Origin of the sequence: Streptomyces sp. NBC_01232 (assembly GCF_035989885.1) — a bacterium.
Taxonomy (GTDB): Bacteria; Actinomycetota; Actinomycetes; order Streptomycetales; family Streptomycetaceae; genus Streptomyces.
In genome coordinates this window covers 5,149,347-5,167,841 of the sequence record NZ_CP108518.1, presented here as the reverse complement: position 1 = coordinate 5,167,841, position 18,495 = coordinate 5,149,347, and the positions used below count along the sequence as shown (strand labels likewise).

Annotated in this window: 17 protein-coding genes and 1 pseudogene; 4 read left to right on the top strand and 14 right to left on the bottom strand. The window is 71.4% G+C overall.

The annotated features are described in order from the left end of the window. The first annotated feature begins 116 nt into the window (after positions 1 to 116). The gene (locus tag OG444_RS24025) at positions 117 to 1,118 is read left to right on the top strand and encodes a sigma-70 family RNA polymerase sigma factor (protein WP_327264115.1); all 1,002 of its coding nucleotides are present in this window, start codon (positions 117 to 119) and stop codon (positions 1,116 to 1,118) included. Here the strand turns inward: OG444_RS24025 and OG444_RS24020 are convergent. Next, the gene (locus tag OG444_RS24020) at positions 1,014 to 1,349 is read right to left on the bottom strand and encodes an STAS domain-containing protein (protein ID WP_327264114.1); all 336 of its coding nucleotides are present in this window, start codon (positions 1,347 to 1,349) and stop codon (positions 1,014 to 1,016) included. The genes OG444_RS24025 and OG444_RS24020 overlap by 105 nt on opposite strands. A 56-nt stretch (positions 1,350 to 1,405) precedes the next feature. Here OG444_RS24020 and OG444_RS24015 point away from each other — a divergent pair, with 56 nt between their 5' ends. Further along, complete coding sequence (locus OG444_RS24015; RefSeq protein WP_327264113.1) at positions 1,406 to 1,966, top strand: ferredoxin; 561 nt, start codon at positions 1,406 to 1,408, stop codon at positions 1,964 to 1,966. Positions 1,967 to 1,968: 2 nt separating this feature from the next. Here the strand turns inward: OG444_RS24015 and OG444_RS24010 are convergent, their stop codons facing one another. The 12 genes and pseudogenes from OG444_RS24010 to OG444_RS23955 all read right to left on the bottom strand — a co-directional run bounded on the left by OG444_RS24010 (position 1,969) and on the right by OG444_RS23955 (position 15,253). Continuing rightward, complete coding sequence (locus OG444_RS24010) at positions 1,969 to 2,097, bottom strand: hypothetical protein (RefSeq protein WP_327264112.1); 129 nt, start codon at positions 2,095 to 2,097, stop codon at positions 1,969 to 1,971. 98 nt (positions 2,098 to 2,195) lie between these two features. Then, positions 2,196 to 3,473, bottom strand: a complete 1,278-nt coding sequence (locus OG444_RS24005; protein ID WP_327264111.1) for a thymidine phosphorylase — start codon at positions 3,471 to 3,473, stop codon at positions 2,196 to 2,198. Between the two features lie 103 nt (positions 3,474 to 3,576). Next, entirely contained in the window at positions 3,577 to 3,975 is a 399-nt protein-coding gene (locus tag OG444_RS24000) for a cytidine deaminase (protein ID WP_327264110.1), read from the bottom strand. Further along, the gene (locus tag OG444_RS23995) at positions 3,972 to 5,234 is read right to left on the bottom strand and encodes an ABC transporter permease (RefSeq protein ID WP_327264109.1); all 1,263 of its coding nucleotides are present in this window, start codon (positions 5,232 to 5,234) and stop codon (positions 3,972 to 3,974) included. The genes OG444_RS24000 and OG444_RS23995 overlap by 4 nt, the downstream gene beginning before the upstream one ends. Further along, complete coding sequence (locus OG444_RS23990; protein ID WP_327264108.1) at positions 5,231 to 6,346, bottom strand: ABC transporter permease; 1,116 nt, start codon at positions 6,344 to 6,346, stop codon at positions 5,231 to 5,233. The genes OG444_RS23995 and OG444_RS23990 overlap by 4 nt, the downstream gene beginning before the upstream one ends. Continuing rightward, entirely contained in the window at positions 6,343 to 8,001 is a 1,659-nt protein-coding gene (locus OG444_RS23985; protein ID WP_327266903.1) for an ABC transporter ATP-binding protein, read from the bottom strand. Before OG444_RS23985 ends, OG444_RS23990 begins: the two co-directional genes overlap by 4 nt. Before the next feature lie 231 nt (positions 8,002 to 8,232). Then, positions 8,233 to 9,291 carry a BMP family lipoprotein gene (locus tag OG444_RS23980; protein ID WP_327264107.1) on the bottom strand — a complete coding sequence of 353 codons (1,059 nt, stop codon included), beginning with the start codon at positions 9,289 to 9,291 and terminating at the stop codon, positions 8,233 to 8,235. A gap of 230 nt (positions 9,292 to 9,521) precedes the next feature. Then, positions 9,522 to 10,766, bottom strand: a complete 1,245-nt coding sequence (locus OG444_RS23975; RefSeq protein ID WP_327266902.1) for an amidohydrolase — start codon at positions 10,764 to 10,766, stop codon at positions 9,522 to 9,524. A gap of 137 nt (positions 10,767 to 10,903) precedes the next feature. Beyond that, positions 10,904 to 12,094: a hypothetical protein gene (locus OG444_RS23970; RefSeq protein WP_327266901.1), complete on the bottom strand. Its 1,191-nt coding sequence runs from the start codon at positions 12,092 to 12,094 to the stop codon at positions 10,904 to 10,906. Between the two features lie 52 nt (positions 12,095 to 12,146). After that, a complete protein-coding gene (locus tag OG444_RS23965) occupies positions 12,147 to 13,055 on the bottom strand; it encodes an N-acetylneuraminate synthase family protein (RefSeq protein ID WP_327266900.1) in 909 nt (302 codons plus the stop codon). A gap of 426 nt (positions 13,056 to 13,481) precedes the next feature. Next, a pseudogene (locus tag OG444_RS23960) lies at positions 13,482 to 13,832 on the bottom strand (cytidylyltransferase domain-containing protein); the annotation flags it as partial. 11 nt (positions 13,833 to 13,843) lie between these two features. After that, positions 13,844 to 15,253 (bottom strand): DUF6716 putative glycosyltransferase, encoded by a 1,410-nt coding sequence (locus OG444_RS23955; RefSeq protein ID WP_327264106.1) that lies wholly within the window; start codon positions 15,251 to 15,253, stop codon positions 13,844 to 13,846. A gap of 176 nt (positions 15,254 to 15,429) precedes the next feature. Here OG444_RS23955 and OG444_RS23950 point away from each other — a divergent pair, with 176 nt between their 5' ends. Together OG444_RS23950 and OG444_RS23945 are read left to right on the top strand one after the other, a co-directional pair. Then, positions 15,430 to 16,410 carry a glycosyltransferase family 2 protein gene (locus OG444_RS23950; RefSeq protein WP_327264105.1) on the top strand — a complete coding sequence of 327 codons (981 nt, stop codon included), beginning with the start codon at positions 15,430 to 15,432 and terminating at the stop codon, positions 16,408 to 16,410. Then, positions 16,410 to 17,801 (top strand): polysialyltransferase family glycosyltransferase, encoded by a 1,392-nt coding sequence (locus OG444_RS23945; protein ID WP_327264104.1) that lies wholly within the window; start codon positions 16,410 to 16,412, stop codon positions 17,799 to 17,801. The genes OG444_RS23950 and OG444_RS23945 overlap by 1 nt, the downstream gene beginning before the upstream one ends. A gap of 6 nt (positions 17,802 to 17,807) precedes the next feature. Here OG444_RS23945 and leuE read toward each other — a convergent pair whose 3' ends face one another. Then, on the bottom strand, positions 17,808 to 18,458 hold the full coding sequence (gene leuE / locus OG444_RS23940) for a leucine efflux protein LeuE (protein ID WP_327264103.1): 651 nt from the start codon (positions 18,456 to 18,458) through the stop codon (positions 17,808 to 17,810). Positions 18,459 to 18,495: the final 37 nt, after the last annotated feature.

Below are 18,495 nucleotides of genomic sequence, written 5' to 3'. Positions count from 1 at the left end.
TTGACGTCAAGAAACTTGACATCGACAGACCGGGTCGCCGTGACGGTTCCGGCTGCCGTTGTCGGACCCCTCCGGTAGGTTCCGAAGGAGCGGAACCACCAGGGGGACGGACGGACATGAGCGATCTCGCGACCAATGACATGGACCTCGACACGGCCATGGACCGGTACCGGGTCGAGCTCACCGGTTACTGCTACCGGATGCTCGGCTCCTCCTTCGACGCCGAGGACGCGGTGCAGGACACCTACGTCCGCGCCTGGCGGAGCCACTCCAAGTTCGAGGGCCGCTCCTCGCTGCGGTCGTGGCTGTACCGGATCGCCACCAACGTCTGCCTGGACCTGCTGAACGCCGGGAACAGGCGGGCCCGCCCGATGGACCTCACCGCCCCGCAGCACCAGTCCTCCGCCGTACTCAACGAGCGCCCCGAGGTGACCTGGCTGGAGCCGGTCCCGGACGGCCGAGTGCTGCCGCAGACCGCCGACCCGGCGGAGATGGCGCTGGCGAAGGAGTCCGTCCGGCTGGCCTTCGTCGCGGCCCTCCAGCACCTGCCCGCCAAGCAGCGGGCGGTGCTGATCCTGCGCGAGGTGCTGGCCTGGAAGGCCGACGAGGTGGCCCAGCTCCTGGAGACCACGACGGCCTCGGTGAACAGCGCCCTCCAGCGGGCGCGGGCCACCCTCGCCGGACAGGCGCTGCGCGACAGCGACCCGGCGGATCCGCTCGACGCGGACCAGGCGAAGCTGCTGGAGCAGTACCTCTCCGCCTTCGAGGCCTACGACATCACGCGGCTCACCTCGCTCCTGCACGAGGACGCGGTGCTCTCGATGCCGCCGTTCGACCTGTGGCTCCAGGGCCACGAGGACATCGCGGCCTGGCACCTGAACCAGGGCATCGGCTGCAAGGGATCCCGGCTGATCCCGACGACGGCGAACGGCATGCCCGCCTTCGGCCAGTACCGTCCGCGCGAGGACGGCGCGCCCGGCCACACCCCGTGGGCCCTGCAGGTGCTGGAGGTCTCAGAGGGCAAGATCGTCGGGCTCAACGCCTTCCTGGACACCGCCCGGTGGTTCCCGCTGTTCGGCCTCCCCGAGCACCTCGACGAGGCCTACGAGGTCCAGTAGGGCCCGCAGCGCGGGCGCGGCCCCGGTCACCCGCAGCGGCCGCCCCCGGGCGGCCAGCCGCAGCCGGGCCAGCACCTCGACGGTGCCGAGGCCCGGCGCGGTGACGGCCCCGGCGTCGCATTCCACGGCCGCCGCCCCGTCCTCGTACAGCAGGACCAGCCGGGCGCACAGCCGTGCCGCGTCCCGGGCGGTCGGGGCGGGTCCGGGCAGCACGAGCCGAATGATCTCCACGAGGGGGTGACTCCCCCGCCCGCCCGAATTCATCGGCGGACGCGCACAATGGCCGGATGCCGCCTGCCTACTGGGATCCCCTGCCGACCGCCCGCGCCCTCGCCGCGGCCGATGCGAGGTTCCCGGTGTTCCAGGGCAGGTGGGCCGACCGGAACTGGCGCAACGTCCCGGGCCCGTTCTACGGGGCGGACACCGACTGCATGATGATGGGCCGCCTGGAGGCCCCGCACCACATCGCCTACGACGGCGAGCGCGAGTTCGTCTTCCGCCAGCCCGTCACCGCCGAGGAGACCGGGGCCTTCGTGCACGGCGCGGGGCTGGAGCTGTACACCGCCTACGCCTGCGACGGCGACGATCACTGGACGGTGGAGTCGGTCCGCGACTGGTGGGCGGACCGGGGCCGGGTGCGGGAGTGGGCCGTGACCATCGGGGCCGAGTGGGCCGCCTACGACCCGGAGTCGCCGTACTCCGGGCACTACCGGGAGGCCGCCCAGGGCCACCGGGACTTCGTCGCGTACATCGACGACGGCGGCCTGGAGGCCTACCTGCGGGGCTACCTGTTCTGGCTGGAGCACCTCTTCGAACCGGGGCCGGGCCAGGCCCTGCCGGTGCTCTGAGGTCAGGGGACCGGGAAGTCGGAGGTGTCGAGGTCGATGCCGAACGGGGCGGGCACGTAGTGCTCCTCGGCGGCCGCCACCAGGCCCTCCCAGCTGTCGTACGCGGACAGGTACGGGGCTGGTGCACTCATGGGCTGCTCCTCAGGAACCGGTCGGCACCGATCCCAGCACGGCGAACGGGACCGGTGGGGGTCCACCGGTCCCGTCCATTCGAAGGGGAAGCCGCAGGTCAGGCGATGCGGTCCAGGACGATCGGCGTGGCGGAGAAGGCCGTGCCCGCCGGGGCGATGTCGTACGTGCCCGCCAGGGAGGCGAGGGCGTAGTCGAACTTCTCCGGGGTGTCCGTGTGCAGGGTCATCAGCGGCTGGCCCGCCGTCACCGTGTCGCCGGGCTTCGCGTGGAGCTCGACGCCCGCGCCCGCCTGCACCGGGTCCTCCTTGCGCGCGCGGCCGGCGCCCAGGCGCCACGCCGCGACACCGACGCCGTACGCGTCCAGGCGGGTCAGGACGCCCGACTCGGGGGCGGTGACCACGTGCTGCTCGCGGGCCACCGGCAGGGTCGCGTCCGGGTCGCCGCCCTGGGCCGCGATCATCCGGCGCCAGTGGTCCATCGCGGAGCCGTCGGCAAGGGCCTTCGCCGGGTCGGCGTCCTTGATGCCCGCCGCTTCCAGCATCTCCTTGGCCAGCGCGATGGTCAGCTCGACCACGTCGGCGGGGCCGCCGCCGGCCAGGACCTCGACCGACTCGCGGACTTCGAGGGCGTTTCCGGCGGTCAGGCCGAGCGGGGTGGACATGTCGGTGAGGAGCGCGACGGTCTTGACGCCGCTGTCCGTGCCGAGGCCGACCATCGTGTGGGCCAGCTCCTGCGCGTCCGCGAGGTTCTTCATGAAGGCGCCGGTGCCGACCTTGACGTCCAGGACGAGCGAGCCGGTGCCCTCGGCGATCTTCTTCGACATGATCGAGGAGGCGATCAGCGGGATGGCCTCGACCGTGCCGGTGACATCGCGCAGCGCGTAGAGCTTCTTGTCCGCAGGGGCCAGGCCGTCGCCCGCCGCGCAGATGACCGCGCCGGTGGTGTCCAAGACGTGCAGCATCTCCTCGTTGGAGAGCAGCGCGCGCCAGCCGGGGATGGACTCCAGCTTGTCGAGGGTGCCGCCCGTGTGGCCGAGGCCGCGGCCCGAGAGCTGCGGCACGGCCGCGCCGCACGCGGCGACGAGCGGGGCCAGCGGGAGGGTGATCTTGTCGCCGACGCCGCCGGTGGAGTGCTTGTCGGCGGTGGGGCGGGAGAGGGAGTCGAAGTTCATGCGCTCGCCGGACGCGATCATCGCCGCGGTCCAGCGGGCGATCTCGGTCCGGTTCATGCCGTTGAGCAGGATGGCCATGGCCAGGGCGGACATCTGCTCGTCGGCCACGACGCCGCGGGTGTAGGCGTCGATGACCCAGTCGATCTGCTCGGGGCTCAGCTCACCGCGGTCCCGCTTGGTCCGGATGACGGAGATGACGTCCATGTGGTGCTTCCTTCTACGCGCATAGAGAGGGGGAGATGAGGGGTTCAGGAACGGAAGTACGACGGCCCTCCGCCCCGGCAGGGGCGAAGGGCCGTCGACACGGCTATCTCAGGTGGTCGGGCCCGAAGGCCTGCGGCAGCATCGCCGCCAGCGGGAGGATCCCGTCAGGGGTCTCCACCAGCAGCTCGTCGCCGCCGAATTCGTACAGCAGCTGGCGACAGCGGCCGCACGGGACGAGGATCTCGCCCTTGCCGTCCACGCACGTGAAGTGCGTGAGGCGGCCGCCGCCGGTGGCCTGGAGGGAGGAGACCAGCCCGCACTCGGCGCACAGGCCCAGCCCGTAGCTGGCGTTCTCCACGTTGCAGCCGGTCACGACGCGGCCGTCGTCCACCCTGGCGGCGACCCCGACCGGGAAGCCCGAGTACGGGGCGTACGCCCGGGTCATCGCTTCCCGGGCGGCCGTCCGCAGGACTTCCCAGTCCACCGCGTGCTCCGCGGTCACTTGCCCTGACCCTTGCGGTACGGCATGCCGTCCGCCTTGGGCATCCGCAGGCGCTGCGCCGACAGGGCGAGCACGAGCAGCGTGGTCAGGTACGGGGCCGCGTCGACGAACTGGCTCGGCACCGAGTCGGTCAGCGCGTACCAGACGAACAGCAGCGCGGCGAAGGCCGCCGAGATGCCGGCCTGGATGTACTTCTTCTTGTAGAGCTGCCAGACGCAGACGAGCACCAGCAGGATCGCGATCAGCAGCAGCATCGCGTGGACGTTCTCGGCGCCACCGCGCAGCTTGAGGCTGTCGATGAAGCCGAACAGGCCCGCGCCCAGCGCCATGCCGCCCGGCATCCAGTTACCGAAGATCATCGCGGCGAGACCGATGTAGCCGCGGCCGCCGGTCTGGCCCTCCTGGTAGATGGGGCTGGCGACGATCGACAGGAACGCGCCGCCGAGGCCCGCGAGGCCACCGGAAACGATCACGGCGATGTACTTGTACTTGTAGACGTTGACGCCCAGCGACTCCGCGGCGATGGGGTTCTCACCGCAGGAGCGCAGCCGCAGACCGAAGGTGGTCCGCCACAGCACCCACCAGGTGGCCGGGATCAGCAGCAGGGCGACGACCGTCAGCAGCGACAGCTCGGTGATCAGACCGCCGATGACACCGGCGAGGTCCGAGACGAAGAACCAGTGCTTGCCCTGGAGGTCGGCCATCCAGTCGGACAACCCCGGGATTGTGATCTTGTAGATCGGCTCGACCTGCGGCGACTGCTTGGAGGAGCCGCCCGGCGCGTCCGCGAACGTGAAGTTCGACAGGTACTGGGTGAAGCCCAGCGCCAGGATGTTGACCGCCACACCGGAGACGATGTGGTTGACGTTGAAGGTGATCGTGATGATCGCGTGCAGCAGGCCGCCGATGGCGCCGCCGATGATGCCGGCGGCCACGCCGGTCCACGGACCCCACTGGTAGCCGGCCCAGGCACCGAACCAGGTGCCGAGGATCATCATGCCCTCGAGGCCGATGTTGACGACGCCCGCGCGCTCGGCCCACAGACCGCCGAGTCCGGCGAGGCCGATCGGTACGGCGAGCGAGAGGGCACCGGAGACCTGGCCGATGGAGGTCAGGTCGTCGGCCCCGGAGATCAGGCGGACCAGCGAGATCAGGGCGAGGCCACCCGCGATGATCAGCATGATCCAGGGCAGGGTGAGCTTCTTGCGGCCGCTCGTGGCGGGTGCCGCTTTCTTCGTGGAGACGGTGCTGGCGCTCACGCCGCGACCTCCTTCTCGGTCTTCATGGCGTGGCCCGCGGCCAGCTCCTCGCCGACCTTCTGCTGCTGGCGCCGGATGCCGTAACGACGGACGAGCTCGTAGGAGACGACGACCGCGATCACGATCAGGCCCTTCATGATCGTGCCGATCTCCTTGGCGTAGCCGGCCGAGTCGAGGCCGCCGGACGCCTTGTCGATGAAGGCCATCAGGAGCGCGGCGAAGAGCATGCCCACGGGGCTGTTGCGGCCGAGCAGGGCGATGGTGATGCCGGTGAAGCCGACACCCACGGGGAAGACGAGGGTGTACGTGTGGCTCTCGCCGAGCAGCACCGGCATGCCGGACAGACCGGCGACGGCACCCGAGATGAGCATCGCAGTGATGATCATCTTCTTGGAGTCGACACCGGAGGCCGCGGCGGCGGACTCGCTCGCGCCGCTGGCGCGCAGGTCGAAGCCGAAGCGGGTGCGGTTGAGCACGAACCAGTAGACGACGCCGAGAGCGAAGGCCACGAAGGTGAAGCCGTAGATCTCGCCCGACTCGCCCATGGAGAGGGCGGGGAACCAGCCGGACTGGGCGATCTCGCCGGTGGTGAGGTCGTTGGAGCCCTCCACCTGGACGCCGAGGTTCTTCGGCAGGAGCAGCCAGGCGATGAGGCTCGTCGCGATCGCGTTGAGCATGATCGTCGAGACGACCTCGCTGACGCCGCGCTTGGCCTTCAGGAGGCCCGCGATACCGGCCCAGAAGGCACCGGTCGCCATCGCGACGAGCACGATCAGCAGGATGTGCAGCGGGCCGGGCAGGGCGATGGCGCCGCCGACCACGGCGGAGATCATCGCCGCGAGACGGTACTGGCCGTCGACGCCGATGTTGAAGAGGTTCATCCGGAAGCCGATGGCGACGGCCAGGGCTGCCAGGTAGTACGTGCCCGTCTGATTGACGATGAGGACCTGGACGTCCTCGTACGTACCGTGCTCGACCATGATGCGCAGCGGCTCGATCGGGTCGATGCCCGAGGCCCCCAGCACGATCATGGTCAGCAGAAAGGCGCTGACCAGCGCGAGCGCGGGCCCGGCGAAGCCGAGGATCAGCCGGTCCTTGTCGAATTTCTTCATCGGGCCTCGTCCTCCGTCGTGTCACCGTCGGCAGCGGCGGAGTGGTTGTCGGTTGATTCCAGGCGCCCGGAGGCGGCGCCCGTCATGGCGGTGCCGAGCTCCTCGGGGGTGACGGTCGCCGGGTCGGCGTCCGCGACCAGGCGGCCGCGGTAGATCACCCGCAGGGTGTCGGACAGGCCGATGAGCTCGTCCAGGTCGGCGGAGATCAGCAGCACGGCCAGGCCCTCGCGGCGGGCCTCGCGGATCGCGTCCCAGATCTGGGCCTGCGCGCCGACGTCCACACCACGCGTGGGGTGGGCGGCGATCAGGAACTTCGGGTTGTGGCTCATCTCGCGGCCGACGATCAGCTTCTGCTGGTTGCCGCCGGAGAGGGACGCCGCGGTGACATCGATGCCGGGCGTACGGACGTCGTACTCGCGCACGATCCGCTCGGTGTCCTTGCGGGCCGCCTTCGGGTCGAGGATGCCCCTCTTGGAGTTGGGCGCCTCGGTGACGTGACCGAGGATCCGGTTCTCCCACAGCGGGGACTCCAGCAGCAGGCCGTGGCGGTGACGGTCCTCGGGGATGTAGCCGATGCCGCCCTCGCGGCGCTTGCGCACCGACATCTTGGTGATGTCGGCGCCGTCCAGGGTGATGACGCCCGTGTCGGGAGCCATCATGCCCATGAGGGCCTCGATCAGCTCCGTCTGGCCGTTGCCCTCGACACCGGCGATACCGAGGATCTCGCCCTTGTGGATGGTCAGGCTGATGTCGTCCAGCAGGAGGCGGCCGGCCCCGATGTGCTCCAGGGTGGCGGAGTCCGCGGCGGGTGCGGGTACCAGGACCTCCGGCTCGGCGACGACCGCGTCGCCGGCGGCGACGGTAAGGCCCGCCACCTGGAGCATCGGGACGTTCGTCACCGTCGACTCACGGGTTTCCGGCGAGGGCAGCTCCGCGCCGACCATCAGCTCGGCGAGCTGCTTGGGGGTGGCGGTCTTCGGGTCGGCGGTGCCGACCGTGGTGCCGCGCCGGATGACGGTGATGTCGTCCGCGACCTTCAGCACTTCGCCCAGCTTGTGCGAAATGAAGATGACGGTCAGGCCCTCGGCCTTGAGCTCGCGCAGGTTGTCGAAGAGTGCGTCCACCTCCTGCGGCACGAGCACTGCGGTCGGCTCGTCGAGGATGAGGATCTTCGCGCCGCGGTAGAGGACCTTGAGGATCTCCACCCGCTGCCGGTCGGCGACACCCAGGTCCTCGACCAGGGCGTCGGGGCGCACGCCGAGGCCGTACGCGTCCGAGATCTCCTTGATCTTCTTACGGGCCTTGGCGCCGATGCCGTACAGCTTCTCGCCGCCGAGAACCACGTTCTCCAGGACGGTGAGGTTGTCGGCGAGCATGAAGTGCTGGTGCACCATGCCGATGCCGCGGACGATGGCCTCGCCGGGGCTGTTGAAGGAGACCTGCTCCCCGTCGATGGCGATGGTGCCCTCGTCCGGCTTCTGCATGCCGTAGAGGATCTTCATCAGGGTCGACTTGCCGGCGCCGTTCTCGCCGATCAAGGCATGGACCGTGCCCTTGCGGACCGTGATCGCGATGTCCTTGTTGGCGACGACGCCGGGGAAGCGCTTGGTGATGCCGTGCAGTTCTACGGCGGGGGGCGGGCTGGACGCGTTGATGACGCACTCTCCTTGGCGCGGAAGGAGCGGAAGGCAGGGGGGGACAGGGCGGGGAGAGAAAGTATCGCGTCCACGATGCTTCTACGCGCGTAGCACTGTCGGAAGTGAAAACTTGCGGCCAGGCGGCCACGTGGTCACAGACTAATGATCACAGAACGTGGCTCGGGGCCCGGGAGCGATAACGACCGCTTCCCGGACCCCGGAGACCAGGACTACATGTCAGGAACGGCCTTACGGGGCGGTCTTGACGGTGATCTTCTTGGCGATGATGTCGGCCTTGGCCTTCTCCACCGCGGCGATGACGTCAGCCATCTCCTTGTACTTCGGGTTGGAGTCGGCCAGGCCGACGCCGTCCTTGTCCAGGCCGTAGCGGATCTCGCCCGTGGTGGGCTTGCCGTCCTCGACCGACTTGATCAGGTTGAAGACGGAGTCCGAGACGTCCTTCGTGACCGAGGTCAGGATGGAGTCCTTGTACTTCGCCAGGCCGGCCTGGTTGTACTGGTCGGAGTCGACACCGATGGCCCACTTGCCCTTGGCCGAGGCGGCCTCGATGGCACCGGAACCCGCGAGACCGGCGGCGGCGTAGACCACGTCGGCGCCCGCGTCGAGCTGGCCCTGCGCAGCGGCCTTGCCGAGGTCGGGCTTGGCGAAACCGTCGAAGTTCGGCGGCTGGGTCAGGTACTGGGAGAGCACCTTGGCGTTCGGGTTGGTGTCCTTGACACCCTGGGCGAAGCCCGCCTCGAACTTCTTGATCAGCGGAACCTCGACACCGCCGATGAAGCCGACCGTGCCGGTCTTCGACGCCTTGGCGGCGGCGACGCCGGCCAGGTAGGAGCCCTGCTCCTCGTTGAAGACCATGTTGGCGACGTTCGGGCCGGTCACCGAGGTGTCGTCGATGATGCCGAACGTGGTGTTCGGGAACTTCGGCGCGACCTTCTTGATGGCCGGGGCGTAGGCGAAGCCGACACCGATGACCGGGTTGTTGCCCTTGCGGGCAAGCTCGGTGAGGCGCTGGACCTTGTCGGCCTCGCCCTCACCGTCGGTGGGCTCGGCCTCGGCGCCCTTGATCTTCAGATCGGCTTCCGCCTTCTTCAGACCGGCGTAAGCGGCGTCGTTGAACGACTGGTCGCCGCGGCCACCGATGTCGTACGCGATGGCTGCGGACTTCTGACCCGACTCCGAGGGGGAGGCCGAGGCGTCCGACGACTTCTTTCCGCCACAGGCGGTGGCCGAGAGGGCCAGCGCCGCGGACGCGATGCCCACGGTGGCGATCCTGGTGATCCGGCGCAAGGGGAGGCTCCTTCAAAACCTGACCGAAGCGCCACGACCGGCGCTGGTTTCGCGGCGATCGTAACGCGCGTAGATGTCAGTTAAAGGCCCGTTCATGAGTCGTTATCGGATCGTCGTGAACCGGACAGTGACCGATTGGTGACTCCCTACGCGCCCAGCCCTTGCGTACCAAGGGCTGGACACGCCCGCCGGGAGTCCCGCGGATGTTGTAAGGAGTTCGGTCCGGCCCGCTACCGGACGGGGCCGGAGCGACGTCCGTCGAGCAGCGCGGCGGCCGTGAAGAACTCCACGCCGACCGCGATCGCGGACTCGTCCACGTCGAAGTCCCCGCGGTGCAGATCACGCTTGGCGGTGTCGCCCGGCGTACGGACCCCCAGCCGGGCCATCGCGCCCGGGACATGCTCCAGGTACCAGGAGAAGTCCTCGCCGCCCAGGCTCTGCTCGGTGTCCTCGACCGACTCCGTTCCGCAACGGGCCCCCATGGCCTCCCGCAGCAGCTCGGTGATCACCGGGTCGTTGACCACCGGGGGCACCCCGCGCACGTGGTTGATCTCGAACTTGGCCCCGTGCATGGTCGCGATCTCGTCGATCGCCGCGTGGATCATGTCCGGCGCCTCGTGCCAGGCGTTCAGGTCCAGGCAGCGCACGGTTCCGGACAGCTCGGCGTGCATCGGGATGACGTTGCAGGCGTGCCCGGCCTCGATCCGGCCCCAGGTGACCGACATGCCCGAGCGGGCGTCCATCCGGCGGGCAAGCAGGGCGGGGGCGTCGACGGCCACCCGGGCGGCGGCCGTCACCAGGTCGGTGGTCAGGTGCGGCCGCGCGGTGTGCCCGCCGGGGCCGGAGAGGCTGACCTCCAGCCGGTCGCAGGCCGAGGTGATGGGGCCGGCCCGCAGCCCGATGCGCCCCGCGTCGACCCGGGGGTCGCAGTGCACGGCGACGATCCGGCCCACGCCGTCCAGGACCCCGGACTCGATCGCGTCGGTGGCACCTCCCGGGAGCACCTCCTCGGCGGGCTGGAAGAGCAGGCGTACGGGGCGGGGCAGCAGCCCCTGCCGGTCGAGCTCCGCGAGGACCAGGCCGGCACCGAGGACGACCGAGGTGTGCACGTCGTGGCCGCAGGCGTGGGCGCGGTCCGGGAAGGTCGAGCGGTACGCGACGTGCGTCTTGGCGTCCGGAATGGGCAGGGCGTCGATGTCCGCGCGCAGGGCCAGCATCGGCCGGCCCCCGTCCCAGGTGCCGACGTCACAGATCAGGCCCGTGCCGGACTTCAGCACCCGTGGTCGCAGGCCGGCTTTCTCCAGCCTGGCCTTGATCGCCGCGGTGGTGCGGAATTCCTGGTGTCCGAGCTCCGGGTGCATGTGCAAGTCCCGGCGGAAGGCGATCAGTTCGGTACGCAGGTGGTCCGGAAGCTTGCCGGGCAGCTCGGGCCGGTCGGACGCGGCGGGCTGGGCGGTCTGGGACTCGCGGGACATCAACTGGTTCACCCGTTGAAGGGTAGGCGCACCTGCGGGTCAACTGGCCGGGGATCACGAAAAGTTCATGCCGTTAGGGGAAAGAAACCCGGCCTCTGGACGCATGACCGGATGCACCCGGGGGTAAACTCGCGCGCTCATCCGGCTGTGGGAGCCGCCTGGGCAGGCAGTCTGCGCACATCGCGGGCGGTGTCCGTGACCCCGGCGAGAAAGCTCCGGGCGCGGGGGGAGGCGGACCCGGTGAGCCATGCGGGGTCCACATCGCATACGGCCACCGTGACACCGGTACCGGTCAGGGCGTACGGCAGGGTGTGGACGACGGTGGACGGAAAGCTGACGATCGTCCGGCCGACCGGGCCGCGCCGGGCGATCAGCTCCAGCGGCAGGTCCGGGCGCACGATCTCCAGACCGGTCGCCCGGCTCAGCGCGCGCAGCTTCTCGGGTGACTCGCGGCGGTGGGCGAAGTAGCGGGTGGCGCCGTGCTCCACGGTCAGGGCGCGCACCGCGTCCAGATAGCGGTCCGGGTCCACCACCCCGGTCTCCACGAGCGAGGTGCCGACCAGGTCGGTGCCCCTGGTCGGGCGGGGCGGCCCGAACCGGGCGCGGGTCCAGGCGAAGTCGTTGACCCGCAGCGTCATCCCGCCGTGGGCGGTGACGGGCATCGAGCTGAACACCTCGACGCGGTGGCCGCGGCGTCCGGCCGGGACGAAGCGGCGGCGCGCGGCCGCCGAGACGGGTGCGTACGCCAGCTCGCGGATCCGGCCGGGCAGTCCGCCGCCGCCGACCCGGTGCCACCGTACGAGGCGTTCGCCGCGGGCGGTCTGGGCCATGAACTCCATGGTGGCCGTGCCGTCGTCGACGACGACGAGCTCCTCGGCGCGTACGAGGGTCAGCAGCAGCTGCACGTAGCGCGAGAAGGGGTCGCCGACCACGACCGTGCGCGCGGCGCGCACGTCGCGCGCCAGCGCGGCGAGCGCCTTCAGCGGCGCGAACCGGCTGCCGCGCGCCTCCTGCCAGCGGACCTCGTGCCCCTCGTCCCGCGCCAGCGCGGCCATCCGGCGCAGCTGGCCGCGGGACATCGGGTCGGTGGGCGGCAGCACCACGATGCTCAGGGGTGACGCGGCGGCGCCCGTCGGCCGGTCGGCCGGTCCGGGCCGCCGCGCCCCGCCGTCGCCACGGCGCCTGCCCTGGCGCGGGACGCCGTCCAGCCGCGGCTGCCGCTCCCCGGTGTGCGCGTACGCCCACTCCAGCACGTTCAGGAGCTGGACCGGACTCTCGACGAACGCCAGGGTGGAGGCGGAGGGGGCGGGGGTGCCGGAGGGGGTCAGGGTCACCACGTACTCCTTCGGGGGGCGGAACGCGGACGCGCCGGAGCGGAGGTCAGACGGCTGCCAGCTCGCCCCGGACGCGGCGGAGCTTCTTCATCGGGCCGAGCTCGGACTCGTAGACCCGCTTGATGCCGTCGCCGAGGGCGGTCTCGATGGTGCGGATGTCGCGGACCAGGCGGGCCAGGCCACCGGGCTCGACCGAGGCGGCCTGGTCGGAGCCCCACATCGCGCGGTCGAGGGTGATGTGGCGCTCGACGAAGGTGGCGCCGAGGGCGACGGCGGCGAGGGTGGTCTGCAGGCCCGTCTCGTGGCCGGAGTAGCCGATCGGGACGTTCGGGTACTCGTCGCGCAGGGTGTTGATCACGCGCAGGTTGAGCTCCTCGGCCTTGGCCGGGTACGTGGAAGTCGCGTGGCAGAGAAGGATGTTGGCGCTGCCGAGCACCTCCACCGCGTGGCGGATCTGGTGCGGGGTGGACATGCCGGTGGACAGGACGACGGTGCGGCCGGTGGCGCGCAGGGCGCGCAGCAGTTCGTCGTCGGTGAGGGAGGCGGAGGCCACCTTGTGTGCGGGGACGTCGAACTTCTCCAGGAAGGCGACGGCCTCGGTGTCCCACGGGGAGGCGAACCAGTCGATGCCGCGCTTGGCGCAGTGGTCGTCGATGGCGCGGTACTCGTCCTCGCCGAACTCGACCCTGTGGCGGTAGTCGATGTAGGTCATCCGGCCCCAGGGGGTGTCGCGTTCGATGTCCCACTGGTCGCGCGGGGTGCAGATCTCCGGGGTGCGCTTCTGGAACTTCACGGCGTCGCAGCCGGCTTCGGCGGCGGCGTCGATGAGGGCGAAGGCGTTGCCGAGGTCGCCGTTGTGGTTGATGCCGATCTCGCCGACGACGTAGACGGGGCGGCCGGTGCCCGCGGTGCGGGAGCCGAAGGTGCGCAGACGGGAGTCGGGCGTTGCGGTCATGGCAGGGGGCGTCCTTCGGTGCGGGGATGTACGGGGAGTACGGGGTGTGGGCTGCGGGTCGAGATGCGCGTCGTGCTCCGGGGCGGGCTGTGCGGGGTGTGCCCCGGGGCGCGGGTCGAGCAGGGGTGCGAGCAGGCGGGCGCGGGCCAGGTCGTGCGGGTCGTCGATCTCCAGGACCCGTGCGGGGTCGGTGGCGACGGGGAGGGTGCGGCCGAAGAACCGGTGCCGGGCGCTGCGGAAGCCCGCGGCGTCCATGGCGTAGGCGGCGCCCGTCTCCAGCAGGTCCTGCGGCCGGTCCTGGCGCCGGGGGCGTCGTGCCCGGTCGTGGTTGACGCCGGTCCCGGAGCCGTCGGCCCCGTCCCGCCAGAGGAACCCGTGGAAGGGGGCCACGGTCAGGGCCGAGTCGGCTGCCCCGGAGGCGACGGCGACGGCGACCGACTCGACGTCGGAGGTGGCGAGGAAGGGGCTGGTGCACTGGACGAGGAGGACCACGTCCACGACGAGGGAGTGCAGTTCCTCGAAGGCGGCGAGCGCGTGCAGGACCGCGGCCTCGCTGCTGGCGGTGTCGCCGGAGATGGCGTGGGGGCGCGCGATCACGTCGGCGCCCGCGGCGCGGGCGGCGGCGGCGATGGCCTCGGAGTCGGTGGAGACCACCACGTCGGTGACGGTCGGCGCGGAGCGGCAGGCAAGGACGGCGCGGGCGACGAGCGGGGTGCCGGCGACCTCGGCGAGGTTCTTGCCGGGCACTCCCTTGGAGCCGCCGCGGGCCGGGATCACGGCGAGGACCCTCACAGCTCCCCCAGCCTTCGGATCACCGGGGCCACGCGCTGCACGCCGTGCCGGTAGGCCCCGCGGGCGGCTTCGCGCAGATGCGAGCGGAGCCGGCGGCGCAGCCGGGACTCGCCTGCCGCCGGGCGCACCGCGCCGGGCAGCGGGGTGCCGTCGGGCGCGAGGTGGTGGCGGGCGAGGATCCCGGGGAGGTATCCGGGGGCGGTCGTGAGCGTGTAGTAGGGGGCAGGCGAGGGCAGCCGGGCGGCGGCCAGCAGCCCGGCGACCTTGGCCCGCGCGAGGGCGTAGGCGTCGGGGCCGGCGCCCCCGTCGGTGCCTCTCTCCGCGGGGCCGTCCGCACGTCGTTCCGCACGGCCGTCCGCACCCCTGTCCACGCCCCGATCCGCACGTCCGTCCGCGCCCGCCGGGGGCAGGACGCCCTGTGCCGCCAGCCAGACCGGGTCCCCCTGCGGGAGGAGCCCGGAGTCGATCTGGTCCCAGGAGGCCAGGCAGCCCGAGCCCAGGAAGTGGTGGTTGCCGAGGGACTCGCGGATCCCGAGGTCGGTCAGGATCGCCGTCGGGACGGACCGGTGCAGGGATTCCAGGGCGGCCGTGGAGGAGACGGTGACGAGCAGGTCCGTGCCGTCCAGGACCTCGCCCATGTTCCCGTACACCAGGCGGCAGTTGGTGGGCAGGCCGCCGGGGAGGCGCTCCGCGAGCCGCTGGTACGGCTGCTCCTCCAGGTGCGTGGTGTGCTCCCCGGGCTTGCTGCGGAGTTTGATCAGCACCTCGCGCTCGGGGTGCAGCCGGGCGTGCCCGGCGGCCCGTTCCAGCAGGTAGGCGCGGTCGGCGCGGCTGTCGGGCACGGAGGGCTGGACGGCGAAGACCACCGTGTGGGCCCGGCTCCCGGCCTGCTCGTACGGCGCCCCGCCCAGGAAAGGCAGCGCGGTCTCGGTGACGGCGGAGGCGTCCGCGCCGACGCCCTCGTACACGGCGCGGAACCGCTGGGCGTCGTGGCGGGAGTTGGCGAGGACGAGGTCGGCGCCGTGCCGCAGCAGGAGCCCGTCGGCGAGCTTCTCGTAGACGACGCCCACGTAGCCGGTGACGAACACGGGGCGCCCCGCCGGGGCGGGCCACAGGGCGCGGGCCCCGTGCAGGACCGCCTGGACGGCCCCGCCGACGAGCGCGAGGACGACCACGTCGTAGCGCTCGCGTTCGATCTCGGCGAGGAACGCGGCGCAGGTCACCTCGGACAGCCGGTTGGCCCGCACCCCCACCTCACCGAGCTGGCGCGCGGTGGGAGTGGCGCGGCCGCGCAGCAGGAATCCGGTGAGCTGATGGTCGGGCACGAGACGGCGGGCGGTGAGTGCGCCCCATTTCCATCTCGTATCGGAATCGGCGAGGACGGCGACGCGTTTGCGTTCTGGCACGCGGCAGAAGCTATTCCGCGATTTCGGTGATCGGCCCAACGAGCGCACAACAGCGGGTTAACAAAGTGTCGACTGAATGCGAAAGCGTGCGGGTTAACTCGCCCGCCCGGCGCCGTTCACATGGAATCCGCGTCCGGGCCACGGTGAATGCCGGGCGGCGCCCTATGGTCTCGCAGGTGCCCAAGCTCTCTGTTGTCGTGCCGTTCTACAACGCACAGACATACGCACCGGATGCCCTCAAGAGTCTCGAACTCAACGCCCGGGACGATTTCGAGTTCCTGCTCGTCGACGACTGCTCGACGGACGGGACCGCCGGCCTGCTGGAGCGGGCGGCGCGCGAGCTGCCGGGGGCGGTGCACCTCAGACACGGGCGCAACGGCGGCCTGGCCGCCGCGCGGAACACCGGTCTGGACGCGGCCCGCGGCGAGTACCTGGCCTTCCTGGACGGGGACGACTGGCTGGCGCCCGGCCACCTGGCCCGGACGCTGGCCGCCATCGAGAGCCTGAACTGCGATTTCGTCCGTACGGACCATGTGCGCTGCACGGGCCGGACGCGGAGCGTGCAGCGCGTCCCCTTCGGCCCGCAGTCCGTCGTCGCCGATCCGCGCGCCGCGATCCTGCCCGCCGACCGGGCCACTTCGGTGGACTATCCGTACGCCTGGGCCGGCATGTACCACCGGCGACTGCTGGACCGCGGGGTGCTGCATTTCACCGACGGGCTGCGGACCGCGGAGGACCGGCCGTGGATCTGGCGGCTGCACCGGGAGGCGTCGTCCTTCGCCCCGGTCGGGCTGCCCGGAATCTTCTACCGTCGCGGCATTTCCACCTCGTTGACGCAAGTGGGTGACGAACGGCAGCTCGATTTCATCCGCGCATTCGATCAAGTACTCGCGGACGTGCGCACGGACCGGGATTCCGGCCGACTGCTCCCGAAAGCCGTCCGAACATATTGTGCAATCATCGCCCACCATTTCGGATCCATCGAAAGGTTCGAACCGGACGTGGCCAGGAAACTCCGCCTCATGAGCTCGGCCGCACTCGGCCGCATGCCGCAGGACGTACTGGACCGGGTCCTGGACTCGATGGACGTTGAACGCTCCACCGTGCTGCGCCGGCTGCGTCCCGGCCGCCGCGTCCCGTCGGGAGCGAACGCCTGATGCCCACCCAGATCTTCCTGGCCTCCACCCTCTACGGCACGGCCACGCTCGCGGCGGGCATCGACGCGGGCCTCTTCCCGCCCGCCGGCCGGCGCATCCTGCTGACCAGCAACCACGCCGTCACCGCCGAGGTCACCCCGGGGGTCGCGGACATGCCCGGCTTCGCCGCCCTGCGCCCCCGCTTCGACGAGGTCCTGGACTGGAACAGCGTCATCGAGCCGCAGCACCCCAGCACCTGGGCACCGCGCGCGGAGGACGTCCCGATCTGGGAGCGGCAGCTGCGCGGCCTGTGGAACCTCGGCGAGGACCGTGTCGAGCTGATCGTGGAGTCGCTCCAGGTCCCGCCGGCCCAGACCCTGTGCCGGCTCTTCCCGGGTGCGGCCGTCGACGTCTACGCCGACGGGCTCATGAGCTACGGACCCACCCGCTTCCGCCTCGACCCGCAGCTCGGGATGCGGGTGCGGCGGGTGCTCCACCTGGACCTGGTGCCCGGTCTGGAGCCGCTGCTGCTGACGGAGTTCGGCGTGCGGGCGGAGGTGGTGCCGTCGGAGCCGTTCCTCAAGGTCCTCGCCGAGCTCGCCGAAGCCACCGCGGACACCGGGACCACCGGGACCACCGGGACCACCGCGGAAACGAAAACCGGCACGGACGGGCCGGCCGGGCCCCCGGCCCTCCTCCTGGGCCAGTACCTCTCCGCCCTCGACCTGATGACCCCGGCCGAGGAGGAGGAACTGCACGTGTCGATGGTCCGGGGCGCCCACGCCCTGGGCCACCGGGAGCTGGTCTTCAAACCGCACCCCGGCGCCCCGGCCGCTTACTGGCGCCGGGCCGAGGAGGAGGCCGGGCGGCTCGGCGTCCGGCTGACCGTCGCCGCCGCCCCGGTCCTGGCCGAGACCCTCTACCAGCGGCTGCGCCCCGCGCTGGTCGTCGGCTGCTTCTCCACCGGGCTGCTGACCGCCGCCACGCTGTACGGGCTCCCGGTGGCCCGGACCGGAACCGGCGCGGTCCTGGACGCGCTGACCCCGTACCCGAACAGCAACCGCGTCCCGCTCGCGCTGGTGGACGCCCTGCTCCCGGACCTCGCCGACGCCGCGGCGGTCCGCGCCTGGACGCCCCCGACCCCCGAGGAGGTCCGGGCGGAACCGGCCGCGCTGCTGACCGCCGTCGGGTTCACGATGCAGCCGCAGATCCTGGCCGCGCGCCGGCCGGCGGCCGAGGCCTACCTGGCCGGGCATCTGAACCCGCATACCCGGCGCTGCTTCACCCGCCGCCGGCTTACGGCCCTGGGCCTGCCGGGGGGCATCCCGGCGCAGCTCTCGTTCCTGCCGCGCAGCCGGGCGGTGCGCCGGGCCGTGCGGCGGATGGGGTGGCTGCGCCGCGTGGTCGACTGAGAGGTCTCAGCTGACGGCGAGCTTGGCCGCGAAGCCGAGGAAGAGCACGCCCGCCGCCGAGGTGGCCCCGGCCGACAGCCGCTTGCGACGCCGGAACGCCGCCGAGAGACGGGTCCCGCCGAAGATCAGCAGCGTCAGGTAGAGGAAGCTGCCCGTCTGCAGCAGTCCGCCCAGCAGCAGGAAGGACAGGGCCGGGTAGGCGTAGGACGGGTCCACGAACTGCACGAAGAAGGACATCAGGAAGAGGATGGCCTTCGGGTTCAGGAGGCTGATCAGCAGCGCCCGCCGGTAGGGCCGTTCGTTCTCGGCCGGGTCGGCGGGGGCGGTGTCCTCGGCCTCGGCCCGCTCGGCGCGCGTGCGCCACAGCGCCCACGCGCCGCGCAGCATCCCCACGGCCAGCCACGCCAGGTAGCCGGCTCCGAGGACCTTCACCACGGTGAACACCAGCGGGCTCGCCCGTAGCAGCGCTCCGGCGCCCACGGCGGTGAGCAGCATGAGCACGGCGTCGCCGGTGAACACCCCGGCGGCGGCCTTGTACCCGGTGCGCACCCCGCGGCGGGCGGCCGCGGAGAGCACGTAGAGCGAGTTCGGGCCCGGCAGCAGAATGATCAGCACCAGGCCGGCGAGATAAGTCGGAAGATCGGTCACACCCAGCATGCGCAGGAGTGTCCCATACGGTTGCACCTGTCGCGCC

Coding starts and splice junctions, on each gene's coding strand:
- OG444_RS24025 (WP_327264115.1), top strand. CDS start 117: ATGAGCGATCTCGCGACCAATGACATGGACCTCGACACGGCCATGGAC.
- OG444_RS24015 (WP_327264113.1), top strand. CDS start 1,406: ATGCCGCCTGCCTACTGGGATCCCCTGCCGACCGCCCGCGCCCTCGCC.
- OG444_RS24010 (WP_327264112.1), bottom strand. CDS start 2,097: ATGAGTGCACCAGCCCCGTACCTGTCCGCGTACGACAGCTGGGAGGGC.
- OG444_RS24005 (WP_327264111.1), bottom strand. CDS start 3,473: ATGGACGTCATCTCCGTCATCCGGACCAAGCGGGACCGCGGTGAGCTG.
- OG444_RS23990 (WP_327264108.1), bottom strand. CDS start 6,346: ATGAAGAAATTCGACAAGGACCGGCTGATCCTCGGCTTCGCCGGGCCC.
- OG444_RS23975 (WP_327266902.1), bottom strand. CDS start 10,766: ATGTCCCGCGAGTCCCAGACCGCCCAGCCCGCCGCGTCCGACCGGCCC.
- OG444_RS23965 (WP_327266900.1), bottom strand. CDS start 13,055: ATGACCGCAACGCCCGACTCCCGTCTGCGCACCTTCGGCTCCCGCACC.
- OG444_RS23945 (WP_327264104.1), top strand. CDS start 16,410: ATGCCCACCCAGATCTTCCTGGCCTCCACCCTCTACGGCACGGCCACG.
- leuE (WP_327264103.1), bottom strand. CDS start 18,458: ATGCTGGGTGTGACCGATCTTCCGACTTATCTCGCCGGCCTGGTGCTG.